The organism is Brevundimonas sp. NIBR10, from assembly GCF_027912515.1.
GTDB lineage: Bacteria > Pseudomonadota > Alphaproteobacteria > Caulobacterales > Caulobacteraceae > Brevundimonas.
Genome location: NZ_CP115464.1, coordinates 3,242,719 through 3,263,621 on the forward strand (window position 1 = coordinate 3,242,719; position 20,903 = coordinate 3,263,621).

A 20,903-nucleotide genomic window follows, 5' to 3' on the forward strand; every position below is an offset into this window, starting at 1 on the left:
AAAAGGGCGACCGTGGGCCGGCTTAGCTCAGTTGGTAGAGCGCCAGTTTTGTAAACTGGATGTCGCGGGTTCGATTCCTGCAGCCGGCACCATTTCTTGTTTCCCCAAAGAAATGCGTCAATCCAGCGGGCGTCTGTCGTTGACGGCTTGGTCCGGGTGTGGCGAAACCATTCTGACGTCTCCGGCAAAGCTCCCCCATGCCCGCCAGCACGACCAACAAACTGGGCCACCGCATCGGCGCGCGGGGCGGCCGGACGCGCCAGGCGATCCTCGACGCCACCCGTTCATTGCTGGACGGCCGTCATCTGGGAGAGATCCGGGTCGCCGACGTCGCCGCCGCCGCCGGTGTTTCTCCATCCAACTTCTACACCTATTTCAAGACGGTGGAGGAGCCGGTTCTGGCCCTGTGCGAGATCGCGGGGGCCGAGTTCCAGCCCCTGGCGCGTTACCTCGACAGTGACTGGTCGGGCGATCGGGCCTTCACCGCCGCCCGCGCCTATGTGGTCGATGTGCTTATGTTCTGGCGCGAACACGGTCCCGTCCTGCGCATCGAGCACATGCTGGCCGACAAGGGTGAGCCGGGCTTCGTCGAGACCCGCGTGAAACGCCTGCGTCGCTCCCACCTCGCCTTCGAGCGCCGCATCGCCCAGGCTCATGCCACCGGTTATCACGACAAGGGGCTGGACCCGCGCCTGACCTCCTACGAGGTCGCCAACCTGGTCGAGTCGATGGCGGCGGGTTTCGACCTGCTACGACGGGGCGATACGCCCGCCGAGACCATCCTCGACACGACGGCCCATATCGTCGTCAAGCTGGTCACCGGACGCTGATCCGCCACAGGGCTTACGGCGAATTCACGCAGAACCGCTGTCACCGAAGCCACACCGCCCCTATCTTGATGCCGACGCCGCATCGGCGCCGTGGAGACGACCGCCTTGATCCGCCTGATCCTCAACCTGTTGTGGCTCTTTTTCGGAGGCTGGATCAGCGGCCTGCTGTGGCTGCTGGGCGGCGCAATCCTGGCCCTGACCGTCGTCGGCCTGCCGTGGAGCTTCGCCGCATGGCGGATCGCCAGCTATTCCTTCTGGCCGTTCGGTCGCGAAGTCGTCTGGGCTGGTGAGCCGGCGGGCAAGGACATCGGTTGCTTCGGCGTCGGCCTGAACGTCATCTGGTTCATCTTCGCCGGCTGGTACATCGCCCTGTCGCACCTGATCATCGCGTTCGCCGAGGCCATCACCGTCATCGGCATCCCCTTCGCGCTGAAGGACCTGGAACTGGCCAAGCTGGCGCTGGCCCCCGTCGGCGCGACGATCCGGGACAAGCCTTGATCAGAAGCCTGTGAAAAGCCGGTCGAGGGCCCGACGGATGTCGTCCTCGTGAGCGAGGAGAGCCGACACGTCTCTTCAAGGAGCGCCCCTGAATGCCGGCCAGTTCGGTGAGAACGACGACGAGCCGTTGGTCGTCAAACGTGACAGGAAGTTCAAGCCCTGGAACGACCACGGCGCTGTCATTGACCAGTGGAGCCACGACCGCGTCATCGAAACCGACGATCAAGTGGGACGACACGACAATGACGTAGGGTGCGAACCGGCGCGCCTCCGCTGACGGATTCTCATAGACGTCGAACTGCCGCACTCACCACGTCCGGAGATAGTCGGACAGCACGCCACGCTCGGCGATGCGGCGGTTGTGATCCTTGATCGCCTCTGCATTTTCCTCGGCCCAGCGCTTCGCCCTTCCCTCGGCCCCTGCGGGATCGACCTTCTGCAGGTGAAGTCTCAGCGCACGCTCGTCCATCCCGGCAATCGAAATTCCAAGGCGCTTGGCCTGCTCGACCAGCTCCGGATCGATCCCGATGTTCAGTTCGACCTTGCCCATGGCAACGAGGCTAACCGCAAACGCCCGCACTGCCAAACTCACCCCGGCGAGATCATCTTCTCCGGTCGCACGGCTTCGTCGAACTCCGCGTCCGTCAGGTAGCCACCGCCGACGGCTTCCTGGCGCAGGGTGGTGCCGTTCTTGTGCGCGGTCTTGGCGATCTTGGCGCAGGCGTCGTAGCCCAGCTTGCCGTTCAGGGCCGTGACCAGCATCAGGGAGTTGTTCAGGCCGCGCTCGATATTGTCGATGCGGGGCTCGATGCCGACGACGCAGTTCTCGGTGAAGCTGACCGCCGCATCGGCCACCAGCCGCACCGACTGCAGGAAATTATAGGCCATCACCGGGTTGAAGACGTTCAGCTCGAAATGCCCCTGCGAGCCCGCGAACGTCAGTGCGGCGTTGTTACCGAACACCTGGACGCAGACCTGGGTCAGGGCTTCGCACTGGGTCGGATTGACCTTGCCCGGCATGATCGATGAACCCGGCTCGTTCTCCGGCAGGGCCAGTTCGCCCAGGCCCGAACGGGGACCGGAGCCCAGGAAGCGGATGTCGTTGGCGATTTTGAACAGGGACGCGGCGACCGTGTTGATGGCCCCGTGGCTGAACACCATGGCATCGTGGGCGGCCAGCGCCTCGAACTTGTTCGGAGCCGTCGTGAACTTCAGGCCGGTGATGGCGGCGATGCGGTCCGACACGCCTTCCGCGAACCCGATCGGCGCGTTCAGGCCGGTGCCGACGGCCGTGCCGCCCTGGGCCAGCTGCATCAGGTCAGGCAGGGTCGCCTCGATCCGCTCGATGCCCTTGGTCACCTGCTGAACGTAGCCCGAAAATTCCTGACCGAGCGTCAGGGGCGTGGCGTCCTGCGTATGCGTCCGGCCGATCTTGATGATCGATTTCCAGGCCTCGGCCTTGTCGTTCAGGGCGTTGCGGAGCTGTTGCAGGGCGGGCAGCAGACGGTGCGTCACCTCCTCGGCGCAGGCGACGTGCATCGCCGTGGGATAGGTGTCGTTGGACGACTGGCTCATGTTGACGTGGTCGTTGGGGTGGACCGGCTTCTTGGAGCCCATCTCCCCGCCCAGCATCTCGATGGCGCGGTTACTGATGACCTCGTTGGCGTTCATGTTGGACTGGGTGCCCGAGCCGGTCTGCCAGACGACCAGAGGGAAGTGGTCGTCCAGCTTGCCCTCGATCACCTCGTCGGCGGCGCGCACGATGGCGTTGCCGATGGTGGGGTCCAACCGACCCAGCGCCATGTTGGTCTCGGCGGCGGCGCGCTTGACGATGCCCAGCGCCCGCACGATCGGCAGGGGCTGCTTTTCCCAGCCGATCTTGAAATTGCCCAGCGACCGCTGCGCCTGGGCACCCCAGTATCGGTCGGCAGCGACCTCGATCGGGCCGAAGGTGTCGGTTTCTGTGCGGTGCGTCGTCATGAATCGATGGCCTGAAGGCGTGGCGGAGGGATGCGCGGCGGTGTAGCACCTGAGCGGCAGGGAGCAAGGCGAGGCGATGTCGATCACAGGTCTGATGTTGGCTGGGGCCGTGGCGGTTCAGAGCTTCCCCGTCTTCTATCAGCCGCGCGTGACCCTCAGGACCGAGTACGGCAGCATCACCGTCTCGCTGGACGCGATCAACGCCCCCGTCACGACCTGCAACTTCCTGCGCTACGTCCAGCGCGGCCATTACCCGCGCGGCGGCTTCTTTCGCACCGTGGTCAGCGAGACCGACACCAATCCGAACCCGATCGACGTGATCCAGGCCGCCTCCTCCCACGGACCTGACGATCCGGGCTTCGGCGGCATTCCGCTGGAGCGGACGCGCGATACCGGCCTGTCGCATACCGCCGGAACGATCTCGATGGCGCGGGACGGGCCGGACACGGCGACCTCCAGCTTCTTCATCGTGGTCAAGGATTCGCCGTCGCTAGATTTCGGCGGTGCCCGCAATCCGGACGGCCAGGGCTTCGCGGCCTTCGGGCAGGTCGTGGCCGGGATGGAGACCGTACAGGGCATTCACTCCGACCCCGCGACGGCCGAGAAGCTGGACGATCCCGTCGCGTTTCGTCAGGTCTATGCCACGGGCGGCTATTCGGAGTGGTGCGAGATGGGCAGCGACGGCTTCATCGTCGGACCTCGCCCCCCGGCTCAACGATGAAGTCGCAAGGCGCGGAGGCCGCCTGGATCGGAACCGGCAAGGTCAGGGCGCGCGAGGTCGGCGAGGCGGTGGAGATCACCATCGATGGCCTGACCACCCAGGCCAAATACTACAAGCCGCTGGTCTATGAGTTCATGAGGAAGGAATGGTCGTCGCGACCGTCCTGGGGCGACTATGTGGTCGAGATCACGATGGAGCATGTCGGCGATCCGCCCGTGCTGGACCTCGACAACCTCGCCAAGGCCTTGCTGGACGCCATCAAGGGCTATCTGTTCCATGACGATGCCCAGGTCGCGCGGCTGGTGGTCGAACGGCGCGAGGGTGAACGCGAGCGGATCACGATCCGTAGCTATCCGCGCAAAGGTTCTCCGACCCAGGGCTGGACCGCGACCGACATCTAGACGCCGATCGGGCCGTAGAGCCAGGTCAGCCATATCCCGACCGCCAGCAGGGTCCCGAACGGCAGCCGGTCGCTCCCGCTGACGGCCCGCCGGACGATCAGCCTCGCGACGACGATCGCAAAGCCGGCCGCGCAGGCCCACAGCAGGACGCTGGGCAATCCCATCCATCCGACCCAGGCCCCGGCCGCGCCGAACAGAAAGGGATCACCGCCGCCCAGCCCGTCGCGGCCGCGCATTCGCTTGTAGGCCCAGGCCAGCAGCCACAGCGACCCAAAGCCGCCGACCGCCCCTATGATCTGTGCCCAGGGAATAGCTTGCCCCAGTGCCGCAGCCGCGATCAGGCCCGTGACCGCCAACGGCCAGGTCAGGATGTCCGGAAGCCAGAAATTCTCGGCGTCGATGATCGCGATCAACAGCAACTGCCAGCCCAGCAGGGCCGTCGCCGCGACGAAGACCCAGTCGCCCCCGGCGAGCGCAGCCCAGACACCGATCGCTGAGGCCGCCAGCTCGATCAGGATATAACGCGGCGAGATCGCCGCCCTGCACCAGCCGCATTTTCCCTTGAGCCAAATCCAGCTCAACACCGGAACCAGATGCGCCGGGGCCAGGGTTCGCTCACAGCTCATGCAGCGTGACCGGCCGAAAACGACGCCTTCCTCGCGCGGCAAACGCACGCTGACGGCCGCCAGGAAACTGCCGACGACGGCACCCAGCAGGCCCATCAGGATGGCGATGACGACCGGTTGCGGCATGGACCGGCCTTAGCCGCCGACCACGCCTCCGCCAAGGGCGACCGCGACGCGATAGGTCACCAGCGACGCCAGATAGGCCAGGGCGAACATGTAGACGACCATGACCCACATCCATTTCCAGCTGTTCAGCTCGCGCTTGACCACGCCGAGCGTCGCCACGCACTGGGGCGCGAACACATACCAGGCCAGGAAGGACAGCCCGGTGGCCAGCGACCACTGCGCCGCCAGGGTCGCCCCCAACAGGCTGCCTGCGGCCTCCGCATCGCTGACCGCATAGACGGTGCCTAGGGCCGCAACCGCAACCTCACGTGCGGCCATGCCCGGCACCAGGGCGATGACCATCTGCCAGTTGAAGCCGATGGGTGCGAAGATCGGCTCCAGGGCATGGCCGATCATCCCGGCGAACGAATAGTCGATGGCCGGCTGGGTCGCGCCTTCCGGCGGATAGGGGAAGGTGGCCAGGGCCCAGACGATGACCATCAGCGGCAGGATGATCCGCGCCGCACGCTCCATGAAGATCCTGGCCCGGAGCCACAGATTGAACAGCACATTCTTCGGGTCCGGCCACTTGTAGCTCGGCAGCTCCATCATGAAGGGCTCGACCGCCCCCCTCCAGAACACCTTGCGGATCACGAACGAGACCGCCAGCGCCGAGACGATGCCGGCGGCGTAGAGGCCGAACATCACCAGGCCCTGCAGGTTCACGAACCCCCACACCGTCTGCTGCGGGATGAAGGCCCCGATGATCAGGGTGTAGACCGGGATGCGCGCCGAACAGGTCATCAGGGGCGCCACCATGATGGTGGTCAGACGGTCGCGCTTGGCGTCGATCACCCTGGCCGCCATGACGCCCGGAATGGCGCAGGCGAAGCTGGACAACAGGGGGATGAAGGCCCGCCCGTGCAGCCCCGCCCCGCCCATGATGCGGTCCATCAGAAAGGCCGCACGGGCCATGTAGCCGAAGTCTTCGAGCAGGATGATGAAGGCGAACAGGATGATGATCTGCGGCAGGAAGACCAGCACGCCGCCCACGCCCGCGATCAGGCCGTCGACGATCAGGCTCTGGACCAGCGGCCAGACCGCGCCGGTGTCGGGCACCACCGCCGACACGCCCGCGCCTAACAGGCCAAAGCCCGCCTCGATCGCGTCCATGGCCGGGGTGGCCCACGCGAATACCGCCTGGAACATCACGAACAGCAGGGCCGCCAGGATCACCAACCCGCCGACGGGATGCAGCAGCACGCCGTCGATCTTGCCGGTCAGGGTGTCGGGCCGCTCGGGTGGCCGGACGCAGGCCTTCATGATCCGCTCGGCCTCGCGGTGGGCGGACCGGATTTCCGAAGCGTCTGGCGCGCGCCACGACCCCTCGCACTCGATCGCATTCACTGCCGACGACAGGGCCAACTCTTCAACCTGCGAGACCAGATCGTCGATCCCGCGTCGACGCGTCGCCACCGTCGTCACGATCGGCAGGCCCAGCTCGGCCTTCAGCCGGTCGAGGTCGATCCTCAGACCCTGCCGCTGGGCGATGTCGTACATGTTCAGCGCCAGCACCATCGGCCGCCCGACCTGACGCAGTTCCAGCGCCAGCCGCAGCACGAGCCGCAGATTGGTCGCGTCGGCGACACAGACCAAGACGTCGGGCGCGGGCTCCCCGGCCAGCCGACCGAGGACGGCATCGCGCGTCACCTCCTCATCGGGGCTCCTCGCGCGCAGGGAATAGGTGCCGGGCAGGTCCAGCACCGACAGCGAACGCCCGGATGCCGAGCGGATGAAGCCCTCCTTCCGCTCGACCGTGACGCCGGCGTAGTTGGCGACCTTCTGGTGGGCGCCGGTCAGGGCGTTGAACAGGGCGGTCTTGCCCGAGTTCGGATTGCCGACCAGGGCCACTCTGGCGGCGCGAAGGGCGATATCCATTATTCGGCGGCTTCCGCGGCGGCGTCTGCGCCAAAGTCAACGGTCAGGCTGGCGGCCTCACGGCGCCTGAGGGCCACCCGCATGTCATCGACCTTGATTGCGATCGGATCGCGCCCGAACAGGCCCTCATGGATCAGCTCGACCTGCGCACCCTCGACAAAGCCGAGTTCCAGCAGCCGCCGCTCCAGCTCGACGTCCTCGGCCTGATGGTGACAGTGTGTGCCGACTTCGGTGATGACGCCGCGCTGGCCTACGCGGGCCTCGCTCAGCTTGATGACGTTATTCATTCAACTGATCCGTATGCGACCCGCCGAAGCCTCGCCGCCTTCCTGCGGGTGATTATCAGGTGCGATAGCCTGCCGTCCAGAGCCGATCCGCCGCGTTGCAGGGACGCGCGCCGTTCGGCTATCACCGCCGGAACGGTATGGAGACGATGATGCAGAAACTGGCCCTGTCGATCGCGGCCCTCGGCTTGCTGACAGCCTGTGGCTCTGGCGAGACTTCTGCTCCTGCGTCGGCACCGGCCGACACGCCCGTGGCCACGGTCCCGGCCCTGACCGACGCCGAGAAGGCGACCCTGCTCGCCGCCCTGCCTGCTCCCTATGCCCAGGCCGATCTGGACAACGGCCGGGCCGTATTTGCTCGCTGCCGCTCCTGCCACACCCTCGTTCCGGGCGGATCAAACATGACCGGACCCAATCTGAACGGGGTCATCGGTCGCGTGGCCGGAACCCACGCCGGCTTCAACTATTCGCCGGCCCTGAAGTCGGCAGGCTTCACCTGGGACGGTGACAAGATCGAGCACTGGCTCGAGAACCCGCGCACCTTCCTGGCCGGTAACAAGATGAGCTTCCCCGGCTTGCCGGATGCCACCGATCGCCGCGATGTCGTGGCGTACATCAGCGTCGAGGGAGCGCCGCGCTGAGGGCGGTAAGTGGCTGGTGGCTGGTGATTGGGAGTCTGATGTCGACGTGTTTGCCAGACCTCGCCGCCCCCGGCTGATCAACAGCCACTAACCACTCGCCACTAACCACCCAAACGCTACTCCGCCGGGGCCGGCAGGGCGTCGTGAGCCGTGGTTTCCTCGGCTTCCCATTCCTCGATCTTCCGGGCCGTCCATTCCGGCGATTTGGTGAACCGGGCCAGAGCGCCGTAGATCACCGGCACGACGAACAGCGTCAGCAGGGTCGCAAACAGGGCACCGGCGAAGATGACTACCCCGATGGTCTGGCGGCTGCCCGCCCCCGCCCCCTGCCACAGCACCAGCGGCAGGGCACCGAAGGCCGTCGCGATCGAGGTCATGATGATCGGCCGCAGGCGCAGCGACGAACTCTCGATAATCGCCTCGCGGATCGACCGGCCCTGATCACGAAGCTGGTTGGCGAATTCCACGATCAGGATGCCGTTCTTGGCCGCCACCCCGATCAGGATGATCAACCCGATCTGCGAATAGATGTTCAGGCTCGACCCGGCCATGAACAGGCCGAACAGCCCGCCCGCCGCCGCCAGAGGCACGGTCAGCATGATGACCGCCGGTGTGATCCAGCTCTCGAACTGGGCCGCCAGCACCAGGAAGACCAGCAGCAGCGCAAGGGCAAACGCAAAGCCCACTGCCCCGCCGGCCTCCGCCTGATCCCGCGCCGCCCCACCCCACTGGATGTTGACCAGCCCCCGCGGCTGTTTCGCCACCTCGGCATTAAGGAAGGCGACGGCGTCCGCGATGGTCGTGCCGGGGGTCAGGTCTGCCGACAGCGTGATGGCGCGCTGACGATCCAGCCGGCGCCGATCCGGCGTATCGCCCGAGGTGGCGGTTGTGACCACGGACGACAGAGGCACCAGCACCCCGCCGCCCGTCGAGACATAGAGGGTCTCCAGATCACCGACACCGGCACGGTTGGCCCGCTCGGTCTGGAGGATGACGTCGTATTCCTGACCGCCCTTGATATAGGTGGTGGCCCGGCGCGACCCGAACATGGTCTCGAGCGTCCGCCCGATCTCCTGCGAAGACACGCCCAGCCCTGCCGCCTTCTCCGGATCGACATCGACCAGCAGCCGCGGCGCATTGGGTTCATAGTTCAGGCGGGGTCGTGAGAATCCGGGGTTCTCCAGTGACGCGGCCAGCACGGGCTGGAGCCAGCGATAGACGTCCTCGTACTCGGCCCCGGTGACGATCATCTCGACGCTGTTGCCGCCGCCACCGCCACCACCCCGCTGGAAGGCACCGGGAACAGAGGCGTTGACCTGGGCACCCGTCTGGCCCCGCAGCTTGCCGTTCAGCTCCTGGGCGATCTCGTCGGCCGAGCGGGTGCGTTCGGACCAGTCCTTGAGCACGAGGGTGCCGTTGCCTGAGTTAAAGCTGCCGCCACCGAAACCGGGCGCACCGATCTGATAGGCCTCGACCTCGCCGTTAGCCTTGTATTCAGCCAGGATCGGCTCGATCCCCAACATGATCTTCCTGGTGTAGTCATAGCCTGCGCCTTCCGGGCCGGCGACGCGGATCTGGACTCGACCACGATCCTCGCCCGGCACCAACTCGCTGGGCAGAGTCAGGAACATGGCGGTCGCGCCCCCGGCGACCAGCAGGATCATCACACCGACCCCGATTACGGCGAGCCGACTGCCGACCATCATGCCAAGCGAGTTGGCATAGGAGTTCTTCAATCCGTCCATCGCCCGATCGACCCGATGGGCCAGCCAGCCGTTGTTGGCCGCAGGCTTGAGGATCTTGGACGCCAGCATGGGCGAGAGGCTCAGCGCCAGGAAGGCCGAGAAGGCCACGGCCGCCGCGATCGCAGCCGCCAGCTCGACGAACAGCCGACCGACATAGCCAGGCAGGAACAGCAGCGGCGCAAACACCGCCAGAAGCACCACCGTCGTCGCCACGACCGCGAAGAACACCTGGCGGGCACCCCTCTCGGCCGCGACCAGCGGTGGCTCGCCCAGATCCAGCCGCCGCTGGATATTCTCGGTCACCACGATGGCGTCATCGACCACGAGCCCGATCGCCAGCACCAGAGCCAGCAGGGTCAGAAGGTTCAGCGAGAACCCCAGCGGTGCCAGGACGATAAAGGTCGCCAGCAGGCAGATCGGTGCCACGATCGACGGAATCAGCGCCGCGCGGAAACTGCCCAGGAAGATGAAGTTCACGAGGGCCACCAGCACCATCGAGATACCGATCGTGATCCAGACCTCGTCGATGGCGTGGGACGTGAAGACCGAGTTGTCCACGCCGACCACCAGTTGGGTTCCCGGCGGCAGTGTCGGCCGGATTTCGTCCAGCAGCTTGGTCACGCCCTCGGAAATGGCCAGGTCGTTGGACTGGGCCTGACGCGTGATACCCAGCCCGACCTGATCCAAGCCATTGCCGCGGAACAGACGACGCGGTTCCGCAGCCGCCTCCTCGACCCGGGCGATGTCGCCCAGACGGGTTACATAGCGTCCCTGCGCCTGCAAGGCCGTGGTCGCGCCCGAGGCCGAGGGCTGGGTCGTCGCGCTGGCTGCCGAGACAGCCGGGCCCGATCCGGCCGTGCCGATCGGCAGTTGGGCGAAGTCTTCGGCCCGGGCGTATGTCCGCGCCACCCGGACGGTATAGTCCTTGTCCGTCGATTCCAGCGCCCCTGCGGGCAGTTCGACGTTCTGGGCGTTCAGGGCGTTTTCGACCTGGGTCACCGTGATCCCCCGCGCCGCCATGGCCCCGGCGTTCAGCCAGATACGCATCGCATAGCGCTGCTCGCCGAAAATCTGGGCCTGGGCCACGCCGGGCACGGTCGCCAGGCGGTCGAGCAGATATCGGTCGGCGTAATCCGTCAGCTCCAACCGGCTCATCGTCGGCGAGCGCAGGAACAGAATCATGATCGGTGAGGCGTCGCTGTCCGCCTTCGACACCTCGGGCGGATTGGCCTGTTCGGGAAGGCGGCCGACCACGCGGGCGACCCGGTCGCGCACGTCGTTGGCGGCGTCGTCGATATTGCGATCCAGCGAGAACTCGATGGTCACGTTCGACCGGCCGTCTCGGCTGGATGAGGTGATCCGGTCCACACCCTGGATGCCGGCGATCTGCTGTTCCACCGGCTCGGTAATCCGGTTCTCGATCACCTCGGCCGAGGCCCCGGCATAGCTGGTCGAGACCGACACCACGGGCGGATCGACGTCGGGCAGTTCGCGCACCGGCAGGAAGAAGAAGGCGGCCGCCCCGATCACGCACAGCACGATGGCGGCGACGGCGGCGAAGACCGGCCGCCGGACCGCGACATCTGACAGCATCATGGGCGCGCGCCCCCGGCAGCCACAGCACCACCGGCCGGACGTTGCCCGCCTCGCGCACCGCCCGCACCCGCCACCTGGACCGGCGCATTGGGCTGGATACGGTTCAGGCCCGAGCCCACCACCTTGTCGCCGACCGCCAGGCCGGAGACGATTTCGACGAAGCCTCCCTCGACAGCTCCGGTTTCGACCTCGACCCGCTGGGCCGTGGAGCCGCGCTCGCCGGGCGTGATGCGATAGACGAAGGCACCCTCACCTTCGTACTGGATGGCGGACTCGGGCACCGCCGCGCTCTCGCGCTGACCCTGTGCCACGGCGACGCGCATCAGCATTCCGGGACGAATTCGGCCGCCCGGATTGGGGAACTCGGCCCGCGCCGTCACCGCCCGCGTCGTCTCGTTGATCCGGCTATCGACCAGGGCGATCCGGCCTGAGAAACTTTCGCCGCCATAGGCGTCCGCCGTCGCCGTCAGCGGCAGGCCGGCCCGCAGAACGCCCAGATACCGCTCCGGCACGGGGAAATCGACGCGGATGGTCGAGGTGTCGTCCAACGTCGTGATCACCGCGCCGGGGTTGATCAGCGTACCAGCGGTCACCGTCGACAGGCCCAGCACACCGGCGAACGGCGCACGGATCACCCGGTCGCCGCGCCGCGCCTCGGCGGCATTCAGCGAGGCCCGCGCCGTCTCCAGCGCCGTCTGTGCCTGTTCCGCCGTGACCCGAGGCGCAACGCCCCGCTCGGCAAGGACGCGATAGCGTTCGTACTCCCGCTCGGCCTGGGTCACCTGGGCACGAGCCTCGATGATGCCGGCGTCTTCTTCCCGCGCCTGAAGCTGGACCAGAGGTGCCCCCGCCCCCACCCGCTGGCCGTCGGTAAACAGGACGGCGGTGATCAGTTCGGTGGTGGACGAGGTGATGTTGACCGACTTCTTGCCCCGCGCGGCACCCAGCACCCGGATCGTATCGCTGAACGACCGTGCCGCCACAGTCGCTTCTGAAACTTGTTGACCGCGCGCGCCGCCGCCACCTCCTCCCGGACCGCCCTTCTTCTCGCCCTCATCGGCGGCAAAGGCGACGCGCAGGATCACGGCAAGAACCATCAGCCCGATCAGGCACGCGGCGGCGACGAGGAAAAAGTGGCGTTTGATCACGCGGTAGACTCTCCGAACAACTGGGCGTCGGCATAGCGCCTGTCGCGGTCGTGGCAACTCAAGTCTGTGTAACGGCGAGGGTTGCGTATTCCGTCGAGCCAAAACGTCGCAAGTTCAGATCAGAAGCGTCGCCACACCGCCACGACCAGGCCCCGGCCCAGGGGCGTCTCACGCCCCGCTGCGGTTTCCCGCCATCCGGCCTGCAGGCTCCAGGGACCGACATGACGAACCACCGAGGCTTCCAGCGAAAGCCAGCGCGCGCCATCGTGGTCCACGGCACCCGCATAGGCCTGCCCCAGGATCAGCCACCGCTCGCCGATATGGGCACCGATCGTGGCGTCGGCGCGGATCTCGTTGGGCAGGCCGTCCCGGAATCGTCGCGCGGCCTGGACTTCCACGAAACTGCGGTCGAAGCGAAAGGGGCCGTTCTTCGCCCCGCCGAAGGATCGCCCGACGGAGGTCCGGACCTCCCAGTCGTCCTCGCCGACACCCGGCGCGGCATAGCCCGCGTTGCGGCCGTCACCCGCCGAGGAATAGCCCGCCTGCACGCTGACCGCCGTCCGGTCGTCGCGCCACGCCTGCCAGATCAGCGCGACCTCCAGCGGCCCTCGTCCCTGATAGTCGACGAACTGGTCCTCGCCGTCCTGCCAGTCGCCCTTGATCTGGACCGTCAGCCGATCGGTCAGTCCGTATTCGGCGAAGACACCCAGGGACCGGTCACGGCGTTCGACCGTCAGGGGAGCCCGCTCGCCGTCAGGATCGAAAGCCTCATCGGCGACCATCCGTTCTGCCTTGACGATGACCTGGGCCTTGCCCTTCGGCTGAGTCCACGCCCCGGCCAGGGTCGCAGTCGGGGGAATCGACAGCGCCGCACCGATCAGGAGCGCGGCGCGATACTTCAAGCGTCGTAGCCCGGGGATTTCCGATCCAGCATCCGCAACGCGCCGGGCCATGCGAGAGAGGAGATGAAGCCGATCCCCCTGCCCTGCTCCTTCGTCTCCGCCTGGGCCGCGTCCGGCGCGATCAGCACATGCTCGCGCCCCCCTGACAGCGCCGCCACCTGCTGGGCGCAGGCACGCTCCAGGAAGAACATCCCGATCCACGCCGCCGCCGCCGTCTGTCCGACCGCCAGCGTCCCGTGGTTGCGCAGCAGCATCAGCGGCTTGTCGCCCAGGTCCGCGACCAGCCGCTCGCGCTCGTCGTGGTTCAACGCCAGCCCCTCATAGCCGTGATAGGCGACCTGATGCTGCAAGAGGCAGGCATTCTGGCCGATCGGCAGCAGGCCGTCCTGCTGCGCCGCCACCCCGACCCCGGCCACCGTGTGCAGGTGGATCACGAAATGCGCGTCGTCGCGCGCGCCGTGTATGGCTGAATGGATCGTAAATCCGGCCGGATTGATGAAGCTCTGGGTTTCCTGAACGATGTTGCCGTCCAGATCGACCTTGACCAGGCAGGACGCCGTCATCTCCTCGAAATACCAGCCGTAGGGGTTGATCAGGAAATGGTGTTCGGGCCCCGGAACGCGCGCCGAGACGTGGGTGAAGATCATGTCGTCCCAACCATGCAGGGCGACCAGCCGGTAGAGGGCAGCCAGCTCGACACGGGCCTGCCATTCCTCAGCGGAAACCCGGGACTTCAGCGTGTGGGCGGCTCCATCGGCCATGTTCAAACCTCCTCGGTCGCCTCTGACGGGCGTCGCTCACCGTTGCCTCGCACGCTCCCCTCGTCAAGCGACGCGGCATGGTTGAGGCTTTGTTAACCGAGTTTTCATGTCCGGAACCGCACAGTGAACGCACGACTCGCACGAGTTCGACCGGAGCCCGCCCGTGACAGCCGTCGCCGCCCTGCAATCCTTCCGCCCGGCTCCCCAGGTCAGCGTTCCTCCGTCCGAACTTCTGGCCCTGGCGAAAAGCCGCACCACCGACGACCGTCAGCGCCTGCTACTCGGGATCGCCGCCCTTTGCGACGCCACGCCGACCGGTGCCGAAGCCTCGCCGGTCTTGACCGAGATCTTCATGACCCTGGCCCGTCAGGCCGAGCATGACATCCGCAAATCACTGGCCGAAAGCCTGGCCGGCGCCGACTGGGCACCGCTGGCCCTCGTCAATATGCTGGCGCTCGACGAGATCGAGATCGCACGCCCGATCATCGCCTCCAGCCCCCTGCTTCGTGATCAGGATCTGCTGCGCATCCTGGTCGAGGCCACCATCGAGCACCAGATCGAGGTCGCCCGCCGCCCCGCCCTCAGCGGCCGCGTCGCCGATGCCATCATCGACGCGGCCGAACCGTCCACCATGACCGCGCTCGCCTCCAACCGGACGGCCGAGATCAGCGAAACGGGCCTGCATCGCCTGATCGAGCAGTCGCGGCGCATCGCCGCCCTGCGCGCGCCGCTGACCCGCCACCCGCGCCTTAACGAGACCCTGGCTCGCGAGCTCTACAGCCTGGTCGGCGTCGCCCTGCGCCAAGCCATCGGCGAACGGTTCCGCGTCGATGACACCGCCCTGTCCCACGCCATCGACGGCGCGGTATCGAACCTGCGCGACCCCGTCCCGGTCACGACACTGTCCGAACGCGAGGAGATGGAGCGGCGTCTGATCGACAAGCTTCAGTCCGCCGGGCAACTCCGCGCCGGCTTCCTGATCCGCGCAGTTCGCGAAAAGCGCCTCACCCTGTTTGAGCACGGTCTGGCGGCGCTGGGCGGTTTCACGATCACCCAGGTGCGCGCCGCCGTCATGCGCCCGACGCCCGAGGCCCTGTTCCTGGCCTGCACCGCCGTAGGCATCGACCGGGCGGTATTCTCCGCCATCCTGGAAGACATCCGCAAGCTGACGCGAGGTTCGCCGGGCGAGGCGCAGGGCGCGTCCTGGACTGCCGTGACCCTGTCTCCGTCTGCCGCCGCCAAGGCCTTCCGGGACATGACCGGCTGATACGGCCGGCGGATACGGTTTGACACCGGCCCCGGCCTCGGCTTTGCCTAACGCCGTGAACGCCCAGCCCCCCTCGCCGTCCCGATGACCGCCTCGACCACCCTCGCCTTCGTCGCCAGCGATCGGCCCGAGGCGCAGCAGGCTCGCGAACGGCTGATCGCCCGCTACGGTTCGGTCGATGTCGATCAGGCCGACGTCATCGTCGCCTTGGGCGGCGACGGCTTCATGCTGGAGACGCTCCACGCCGATCTCAGTCGCCGCACGCCGGTCTATGGCATGAACCGGGGCTCGGTCGGGTTTCTGATGAACGACTACGACGAGGATGATCTGCCCGCCCGCATTGCCGAGGCCGGCCGCGCCGTCATCCATCCGCTCCAGATGGACGCCACAACCGAAGCCGGTCAGGTCCATTCCGGTCTGGCCATCAACGAGGTCTCCCTGCTGCGGCAGACCCGCCAGAGCGCCAAGATCCGCATCTCCATCGACGGCAAGGTGAGGCTGGACGAGCTGACCTGCGACGGCTGCATGGTCGCCACCCCGGCCGGTTCGACTGCCTACAACCTGTCTGCCCACGGCCCGATCATTCCGCTGGACGCCCGCGTCCTGGCACTCACCCCGATCAGCGCCTTTCGCCCCCGCCGCTGGCGCGGTGCTCTGTTGCCGCATGAGGCGCGGGTCTGTTTCGAGGTGCTGGAAGCCGACAAACGGCCGGTCAGCGCCGTCGCCGACGGCCTTGAAGTCCGCCGGGTCGCCAGGGTCGAGGTCCGCGAACGCCGCGACATCGACCTGGTCATGCTGTTCGACGCCGGCCGATCGTTCGAGGAACGGGTCCTGGCCGAGCAGTTCACGGCCTGAAGTCGCGACTCACCGTTCCTTAACGGCCCCCGTGCAGGATCAGGGGGTTCGTTTCAGGAGCTTTCTTCGTGAGCAACCCGGCCCAGGTCATCCGCCCCCCCAACACGCTTCGCCTCAAGGTCGGCGGCGGGTTCGGCGGCATCGACGCCAACGCCATCGCCAAGGCCGAGGCGGCCCTGAAGGCCATGTCTTCCCAATTCGGCCAGTGGCTCCAGGACGAGATCACCAAGCTGGACGCTGCCCAGGCCGCCATCCGCGCCAGGGGCCTGAACGCCGAGACGGCCGAGGAGCTCTATTTCCGCGCCCATGACCTGAAGGGTCTGGGCAGCACCTACCAGTATCCGCTGGTCACCCGTCTGGCCGGATCCCTGTGCAAGCTGCTGGACGAACCCGGCAAGCGCGCCGAGGCCCCCCAGGCCCTGCTCGACGCCCACATCGACGCCATACGCGCAGTGGTCCGCGACGAAATCCAGACCGACGACCACCCCACCGGCCGCATCCTGGCCGAAACGCTGGAAGCCAAGGTCAGCGCCTACCGGGCGTAACCCCGCCGTATCCGGCAAACGGAGACGCCAGTCAGTTCGGCGGCCGCCGCGCGTGGGTCTTCTGCTCGAAGGCGTAGCCCAGCGACAGGATGGTCGCGTCGTCCCACTTGCCGCCGATGAAGCTGATGCCGACCGGCATGCCGCGATCGAAGCCCATGGGCACGGTCAGGTGCGGATAGCCCGCCACCGCCGCGATGGTCGATGTGGACCCCTGCGCATTGTCATCGTCCTCGCGGTCGTTGGTCCAGGCGCGTGACGTCGTGGGTGCGATCAGGGCGACCACGTCATTGTCGGCCATCATCCTGTCGATGCCCTCGGGTCCGGCCAGACGAAACGAGGTGGCGCGGGCGTCGATGTATTCCTGGGTCGTCAGGTCGCCCTTGGCTTGCGCCTGCTCGAACAGTTCCTGACCGAACAGGACGGTCTCGGCCGGGGTGGCGGCGTTGAAGGCGATCAGGTCGGCCAGGGTCCGGGTCGGCACCTGGACCGGGTCGGTCGAGGCCAGATAGGCGTTCAGGTCAGCTTTCAGCTCGAACATCAGCACCTTGAACGATTCCCCGCCGATGGTGCGCAGGTCGGGGGCGGTGGTGATGTCCACCAGCACGGCACCGGCGTCTCGCATCGCCTGCAGCGAGGTCTCGAACGCCGCCATCGTGTCGGCCGAATAGTTGGTGGCATAGCGAAGCACCCCGATCCGGGTGCCGGACAGGCTGTTCGCGTCCAGCGCCGCGCGATAATCGACCTTGCGCGCATCGGCCTCGGCGGTGGCGGCGTCCAGCGGGTCGGAACCGGCGATGGCGGTCATGACGATGGCGGCGTCCTCGACGGTCGTGGCGATCGGCCCGGCCGTGTCCTGGGAATGGCTGATCGGCACGATATGGGTGCGGCTGACCAGACCCACGGTCGGCTTGAACCCGACCACCCCGTTGACCGAGGCCGGGCAGGTGATCGAGCCGTTGGTCTCGGTCCCGATGGCCACGGGGGCCAGACCCACGGCGACCGCTACCGCGCTGCCTGATGAGGAGCCACAGGCGGTGCGGGCCGGGTCATAGGGATTGGACGTCAGACCCCCGACCGCGCTCCAGCCGCTGATCGACCGCGTCGATCGGATATTGGCCCACTCGGACAGGTTGGTCTTGCCGAGGACCACCGCCCCGGCCGTCCGCAGGCGCGTCACGAGTGGCGCGTCCCGACCGGGCGCGTTGGCGGCCAGTGCAAGCGAACCGGCCGTGGTCGGCATATCGGCGGTCTCGATATTGTCCTTGAGAAGTACCGGCAGGCCGACTAGCGCCCCGGTCGGAATATCGATCGGCTGTTCAGCGAGGGCGGCCGGTGCGATCGCAATCACAGCGTTTAACGGTGGGTCGAAGGCCGTGTCCGCACTCAAGATCAGCGCGACCGAACCTTCGATGGCAGAGCGGGCCGGGAACTGGCCGTCAACGACGGCCGCGGCGGTCGGGGGCTGATAGATGCGTCCGCCGTTGTCGCCTGGCATCGTCCAACTGCCGTCATCGTTCGGCGTAGCGCAAGCCGACAAGGATAGGGCGGCGACCGCAAATGCGGACAGGAGGACGGTCTTCATCGGCGGACTTCCGGGCGGCGGGAGGAGGCAGGCACCTTCCTTCTTTCGTCATGCTCCGGCAAGCCGCGCCTTCGCGGCGCAGACCGGGGGACCCAGCGGCACGTAGGAGCGCGAACCTGTCGCGCATGGGATTTGCAACCTCATGCCTGAACAGGTCGCCTTCGGCGCCGCTGGGTGGCCCGGTCAAGCCGGGCCATGACGAAATCAAGGGAGGATGAGCGGATTATGGGGTATGCGATCTCGTCCCGATCGTGCGATCGAGGAAGTCGAGATAGATCCGCCACTGGGCCAACTGGCGTTCGTTGCCGCGCACCCCGTGCCTCTGACCCGGCCACAGCATCAGCTCGAACGGCGTCGATCGGGCCTGGAGCGCGTCGATGACGCGGGTCGAGTTCTCCAGGATCACATTGTCGTCCGCCATCCCGTGCATCAGCAGCAGCCGACCCGTCAGGTTGGGCAGACGGGGAATCACGTCGGACGCCGCATAGCCTTCCACGTTCCCTTCAGGCGTGGACATGAACCGCTCGGTATAGTGGGTGTCGTACAGGCTCCATTCCGTCGGCGGGGCCCCGGCCAGGATGGCGGCCAGGCCCATCTTCGGCTCGGTGCCCATCATCAGGCCCATGAACCCGCCATAGCTCCAGCCCATGACCGCGATCCGGTCCTTGTCGACATAGGGCAGGCTGCGCAGATAGTCGGCGGCCAAGAGCTGATCCTCCACCTCGGGCTGGCCCATCTTCAGATACAGCGCCTGTTTGAACGCCGCCGACCGGTCGCCCTCGCCCCGGTTATCGAGGCGGAAGACGATGTATCCCGCCTCGGTCAGCAACTGGTTGGTCGCCGGCTGCCAGCCGACCTTGACCCCGCCACCCGACGGCCCGCCATAGACCTGCATCACGACCGGATAGGTCTTGGACGGATCGAAGTCCGGCGGCGTGGTCATCTGCCAGACCAGGGTCTCGCCCTGACTCTGAAGCGTGCCGAAGGTCGGGGCCTGTCGCCGCGCCAGATAGGGGAACATCGGGTGGCGCTCGTCCAGCCTGTTCTGTTCGATCCAGCGCACGAAGGTCCCGTCCGCCTGATACAGGCCCGACTGTGGCGGGGTTTCAAGGTCCGTGTAGTTGCCGACATAGGCGGTCGCGGTCCGGTTCATCGACACGCCCCACCAGCCACCGGCGGGGGTCACCGCGACCGGCGTCCCGCCGTCCAGCGTGGTGCGGAACATCTGCTGCTCGATCGGCTGTTCCTGGCTGTCCTTCATCGAGGCGGTAAAGAAGACCTCCCCGGTCGCCTCATTGACGCCGTTCAGCCCCTTGATCGGGTACGCGCCCGAGGTGATCGCCCCTAGCCGGCGGCCGTCGCGCGCATGGCGATACAGATGCCGCCAGCCGCTCTCTTCCGAAGACCAGATGAAGGTGCCGTCCTTCAGCGCCTTGAAATCATTGGTCAGCGGAACCCAGGCGGTCGAGATCTGGGTCGCGATCACCGTCGAGGCGCCGGTCGCCGGGTCGACGCTGAGCAGATCCAGCGTCTTTTGATCCCGCGACTGGCGCTGGACATACAGGGTCTTGCCATCCTGGGACCAGTTGACGCGCGCCAGATAGATGTCGGCGTTCGCACCCAGATCGACCTTGACTCGTGTCCCCGCCGCCCGGTTCTGGACATAGAGTTCGACCACCGCATTGGGCCGTCCGGCGCGGGGATAGCGCTGCTCCACCGTCCGCGCGCCACCGCCCGAGATATCGAGCCGGGGTACGATATCGACCGTGCTCTCGTCGGTGCGTTGCAGGGCGATGTAGGTCTCGTCCGGGCTCCACCAGTAGCCGGTGTCGCGATCCATCTCCTCCTGGGCGATGAACTCGGCGGTCGCCCAGGTGATCAAGCCATCGCCGTCGGTGGTGACCGGGGTCTCTGTGTTGGTGGCCAGATCCTGGATCACCAGATCCTGGTCGCGGACATAGGAGACGAAGTTGCCCTTCGGCGACACCTTGGCATCGATCTCGTCGGCTGCCGTCGTCGTCAGGCGGCGCACGCTCTGGTCGGCGCGCGACGCCAGATAGATGTCGCCTTCCAGCGGGGCCAGGATGAAACGTCCCTGTTCGTCCCAGCTGTATTCGACCACGCCACGCTGAGAAATCCGCATCCGCTCGCGCCGCGCCTTCTCGGCCTCCGACAGCTCGCCGGCGTCGGGAACGAGCGCCCGGGCGTCGATCAGCTTGAACGGCTCGCCCGCCCCCGTCGGCGCGGCCCACAGATCCAGCACGGAGACGTCGTCCTCGCGCGCCCTCAGGAAGGCGACCAGCTGGCCGTCCGGCGACAGGCTGACCCCCTGGGCCACCGGACCGTTCAGGCTGGGGTTGGCGAACACCCGCTCGGGCGCGAGGATCGATGGGTCTGGAGTGGTCTGGGCCATCGCGGAACCGGCCGCCAGAAGCAGCGTCGAAGCAAGGAGAACTGTGCGCATTCCCAATAGCTAGC

The 20,903-nt window shown here is 66.9% G+C and carries 19 protein-coding genes and 1 tRNA gene; 9 read left to right on the forward strand and 11 right to left on the reverse strand.

The annotated features are described in order from the left end of the window. Positions 1 to 16: 16 nt before the first annotated feature. From O5K39_RS15910 to O5K39_RS15920, 3 genes are all read left to right on the forward strand, one after another. Positions 17 to 92: transfer RNA gene (locus tag O5K39_RS15910), tRNA-Thr, on the forward strand. A gap of 105 nt (positions 93 to 197) precedes the next feature. After that, positions 198 to 830 carry a TetR family transcriptional regulator gene (locus O5K39_RS15915; protein WP_271144580.1) on the forward strand — a complete coding sequence of 211 codons (633 nt, stop codon included), beginning with the start codon at positions 198 to 200 and terminating at the stop codon, positions 828 to 830. A 105-nt stretch (positions 831 to 935) separates the two neighbouring features. Then, the gene (locus tag O5K39_RS15920) at positions 936 to 1,328 is read left to right on the forward strand and encodes a YccF domain-containing protein (RefSeq protein ID WP_271144581.1); all 393 of its coding nucleotides are present in this window, start codon (positions 936 to 938) and stop codon (positions 1,326 to 1,328) included. Between the two features lie 307 nt (positions 1,329 to 1,635). Here O5K39_RS15920 and O5K39_RS15925 read toward each other — a convergent pair whose 3' ends face one another. Then, positions 1,636 to 1,878: a type II toxin-antitoxin system CcdA family antitoxin gene (locus O5K39_RS15925; RefSeq protein WP_271144582.1), complete on the reverse strand. Its 243-nt coding sequence runs from the start codon at positions 1,876 to 1,878 to the stop codon at positions 1,636 to 1,638. Positions 1,879 to 1,916: 38 nt separating this feature from the next. Next, the gene (gene fumC, locus O5K39_RS15930; RefSeq protein ID WP_271144583.1) at positions 1,917 to 3,308 is read right to left on the reverse strand and encodes a class II fumarate hydratase; all 1,392 of its coding nucleotides are present in this window, start codon (positions 3,306 to 3,308) and stop codon (positions 1,917 to 1,919) included. A 76-nt stretch (positions 3,309 to 3,384) separates the two neighbouring features. Here fumC and O5K39_RS15935 point away from each other — a divergent pair, with 76 nt between their 5' ends. Then, positions 3,385 to 4,029: a peptidylprolyl isomerase gene (locus O5K39_RS15935; RefSeq protein WP_271144584.1), complete on the forward strand. Its 645-nt coding sequence runs from the start codon at positions 3,385 to 3,387 to the stop codon at positions 4,027 to 4,029. Beyond that, the gene (locus O5K39_RS15940) at positions 4,026 to 4,430 is read left to right on the forward strand and encodes a RusA family crossover junction endodeoxyribonuclease (protein ID WP_271144585.1); all 405 of its coding nucleotides are present in this window, start codon (positions 4,026 to 4,028) and stop codon (positions 4,428 to 4,430) included. The genes O5K39_RS15935 and O5K39_RS15940 overlap by 4 nt, the downstream gene beginning before the upstream one ends. Here the strand turns inward: O5K39_RS15940 and O5K39_RS15945 are convergent. Genes O5K39_RS15945 through O5K39_RS15955 form a run of 3 tightly spaced genes read right to left on the reverse strand, consistent with a single transcriptional unit; the run spans position 4,427 to position 7,386 of the window. Continuing rightward, positions 4,427 to 5,182 (reverse strand): A24 family peptidase, encoded by a 756-nt coding sequence (locus O5K39_RS15945; RefSeq protein WP_271144586.1) that lies wholly within the window; start codon positions 5,180 to 5,182, stop codon positions 4,427 to 4,429. The genes O5K39_RS15940 and O5K39_RS15945 overlap by 4 nt on opposite strands. Positions 5,183 to 5,191: 9 nt before the next feature. Next, on the reverse strand, positions 5,192 to 7,099 hold the full coding sequence (locus tag O5K39_RS15950) for a ferrous iron transporter B (RefSeq protein ID WP_271144587.1): 1,908 nt from the start codon (positions 7,097 to 7,099) through the stop codon (positions 5,192 to 5,194). Beyond that, the gene (locus tag O5K39_RS15955) at positions 7,099 to 7,386 is read right to left on the reverse strand and encodes a FeoA family protein (protein ID WP_271144588.1); all 288 of its coding nucleotides are present in this window, start codon (positions 7,384 to 7,386) and stop codon (positions 7,099 to 7,101) included. Before O5K39_RS15955 ends, O5K39_RS15950 begins: the two co-directional genes overlap by 1 nt. 146 nt (positions 7,387 to 7,532) lie before the next feature. Between O5K39_RS15955 and O5K39_RS15960 the strand changes: the two genes are divergently transcribed. Then, positions 7,533 to 8,024, forward strand: a complete 492-nt coding sequence (locus tag O5K39_RS15960) for a cytochrome c family protein (RefSeq protein WP_348637113.1) — start codon at positions 7,533 to 7,535, stop codon at positions 8,022 to 8,024. A 116-nt stretch (positions 8,025 to 8,140) separates the two neighbouring features. Here the strand turns inward: O5K39_RS15960 and O5K39_RS15965 are convergent, their stop codons facing one another. The 4 genes from O5K39_RS15965 to O5K39_RS15980 all read right to left on the reverse strand — a co-directional run bounded on the left by O5K39_RS15965 (position 8,141) and on the right by O5K39_RS15980 (position 14,176). Continuing rightward, positions 8,141 to 11,362 (reverse strand): efflux RND transporter permease subunit, encoded by a 3,222-nt coding sequence (locus tag O5K39_RS15965; protein ID WP_271147178.1) that lies wholly within the window; start codon positions 11,360 to 11,362, stop codon positions 8,141 to 8,143. Beyond that, on the reverse strand, positions 11,362 to 12,513 hold the full coding sequence (locus O5K39_RS15970) for an efflux RND transporter periplasmic adaptor subunit (RefSeq protein ID WP_271144589.1): 1,152 nt from the start codon (positions 12,511 to 12,513) through the stop codon (positions 11,362 to 11,364). The genes O5K39_RS15965 and O5K39_RS15970 overlap by 1 nt, the downstream gene beginning before the upstream one ends. A gap of 119 nt (positions 12,514 to 12,632) precedes the next feature. Continuing rightward, positions 12,633 to 13,415, reverse strand: coding sequence for a hypothetical protein (locus O5K39_RS15975; RefSeq protein WP_271144590.1), 783 nt, complete (start codon positions 13,413 to 13,415; stop codon positions 12,633 to 12,635). Next, positions 13,412 to 14,176, reverse strand: coding sequence for a class II aldolase/adducin family protein (locus O5K39_RS15980; RefSeq protein ID WP_271144591.1), 765 nt, complete (start codon positions 14,174 to 14,176; stop codon positions 13,412 to 13,414). The genes O5K39_RS15975 and O5K39_RS15980 overlap by 4 nt, the downstream gene beginning before the upstream one ends. Positions 14,177 to 14,339: 163 nt before the next feature. Here O5K39_RS15980 and O5K39_RS15985 point away from each other — a divergent pair, with 163 nt between their 5' ends. The 3 genes from O5K39_RS15985 (at position 14,340) to O5K39_RS15995 (ending at position 16,843) form a co-directional block, all read left to right on the forward strand. After that, complete coding sequence (locus tag O5K39_RS15985) at positions 14,340 to 15,443, forward strand: DUF2336 domain-containing protein (protein WP_271144592.1); 1,104 nt, start codon at positions 14,340 to 14,342, stop codon at positions 15,441 to 15,443. Between the two features lie 84 nt (positions 15,444 to 15,527). Further along, positions 15,528 to 16,298 carry an NAD kinase gene (locus tag O5K39_RS15990; protein WP_271144593.1) on the forward strand — a complete coding sequence of 257 codons (771 nt, stop codon included), beginning with the start codon at positions 15,528 to 15,530 and terminating at the stop codon, positions 16,296 to 16,298. A gap of 68 nt (positions 16,299 to 16,366) precedes the next feature. Continuing rightward, positions 16,367 to 16,843, forward strand: coding sequence for an Hpt domain-containing protein (locus tag O5K39_RS15995; RefSeq protein WP_271144594.1), 477 nt, complete (start codon positions 16,367 to 16,369; stop codon positions 16,841 to 16,843). Between the two features lie 31 nt (positions 16,844 to 16,874). Here the strand turns inward: O5K39_RS15995 and O5K39_RS16000 are convergent, their stop codons facing one another. Then, positions 16,875 to 18,425 (reverse strand): amidase, encoded by a 1,551-nt coding sequence (locus O5K39_RS16000; protein WP_271144595.1) that lies wholly within the window; start codon positions 18,423 to 18,425, stop codon positions 16,875 to 16,877. Between the two features lie 223 nt (positions 18,426 to 18,648). After that, entirely contained in the window at positions 18,649 to 20,889 is a 2,241-nt protein-coding gene (locus tag O5K39_RS16005) for a S9 family peptidase (RefSeq protein ID WP_271144596.1), read from the reverse strand. Positions 20,890 to 20,903 lie beyond the last annotated feature (14 nt).

What these genes read in the sequence shown, in the direction of transcription:
- O5K39_RS15915 (WP_271144580.1), top strand. Translation starts at nt 198, where the DNA reads ATGCCCGCCAGCACGACCAACAAACTGGGCCACCGCATCGGCGCGCGG.
- O5K39_RS15925 (WP_271144582.1), bottom strand. Translation starts at nt 1,878, where the DNA reads ATGGGCAAGGTCGAACTGAACATCGGGATCGATCCGGAGCTGGTCGAG.
- fumC (WP_271144583.1), bottom strand. Translation starts at nt 3,308, where the DNA reads ATGACGACGCACCGCACAGAAACCGACACCTTCGGCCCGATCGAGGTC.
- O5K39_RS15935 (WP_271144584.1), top strand. Translation starts at nt 3,385, where the DNA reads ATGTCGATCACAGGTCTGATGTTGGCTGGGGCCGTGGCGGTTCAGAGC.
- O5K39_RS15940 (WP_271144585.1), top strand. Translation starts at nt 4,026, where the DNA reads ATGAAGTCGCAAGGCGCGGAGGCCGCCTGGATCGGAACCGGCAAGGTC.
- O5K39_RS15945 (WP_271144586.1), bottom strand. Translation starts at nt 5,182, where the DNA reads ATGCCGCAACCGGTCGTCATCGCCATCCTGATGGGCCTGCTGGGTGCC.
- O5K39_RS15950 (WP_271144587.1), bottom strand. Translation starts at nt 7,099, where the DNA reads ATGGATATCGCCCTTCGCGCCGCCAGAGTGGCCCTGGTCGGCAATCCG.
- O5K39_RS15955 (WP_271144588.1), bottom strand. Translation starts at nt 7,386, where the DNA reads ATGAATAACGTCATCAAGCTGAGCGAGGCCCGCGTAGGCCAGCGCGGC.
- O5K39_RS15960 (WP_348637113.1), top strand. Translation starts at nt 7,533, where the DNA reads ATGATGCAGAAACTGGCCCTGTCGATCGCGGCCCTCGGCTTGCTGACA.
- O5K39_RS15965 (WP_271147178.1), bottom strand. Translation starts at nt 11,362, where the DNA reads ATGCTGTCAGATGTCGCGGTCCGGCGGCCGGTCTTCGCCGCCGTCGCC.
- O5K39_RS15980 (WP_271144591.1), bottom strand. Translation starts at nt 14,176, where the DNA reads ATGGCCGATGGAGCCGCCCACACGCTGAAGTCCCGGGTTTCCGCTGAG.
- O5K39_RS15990 (WP_271144593.1), top strand. Translation starts at nt 15,528, where the DNA reads ATGACCGCCTCGACCACCCTCGCCTTCGTCGCCAGCGATCGGCCCGAG.
- O5K39_RS16000 (WP_271144595.1), bottom strand. Translation starts at nt 18,425, where the DNA reads ATGAAGACCGTCCTCCTGTCCGCATTTGCGGTCGCCGCCCTATCCTTG.
- O5K39_RS16005 (WP_271144596.1), bottom strand. Translation starts at nt 20,889, where the DNA reads ATGCGCACAGTTCTCCTTGCTTCGACGCTGCTTCTGGCGGCCGGTTCC.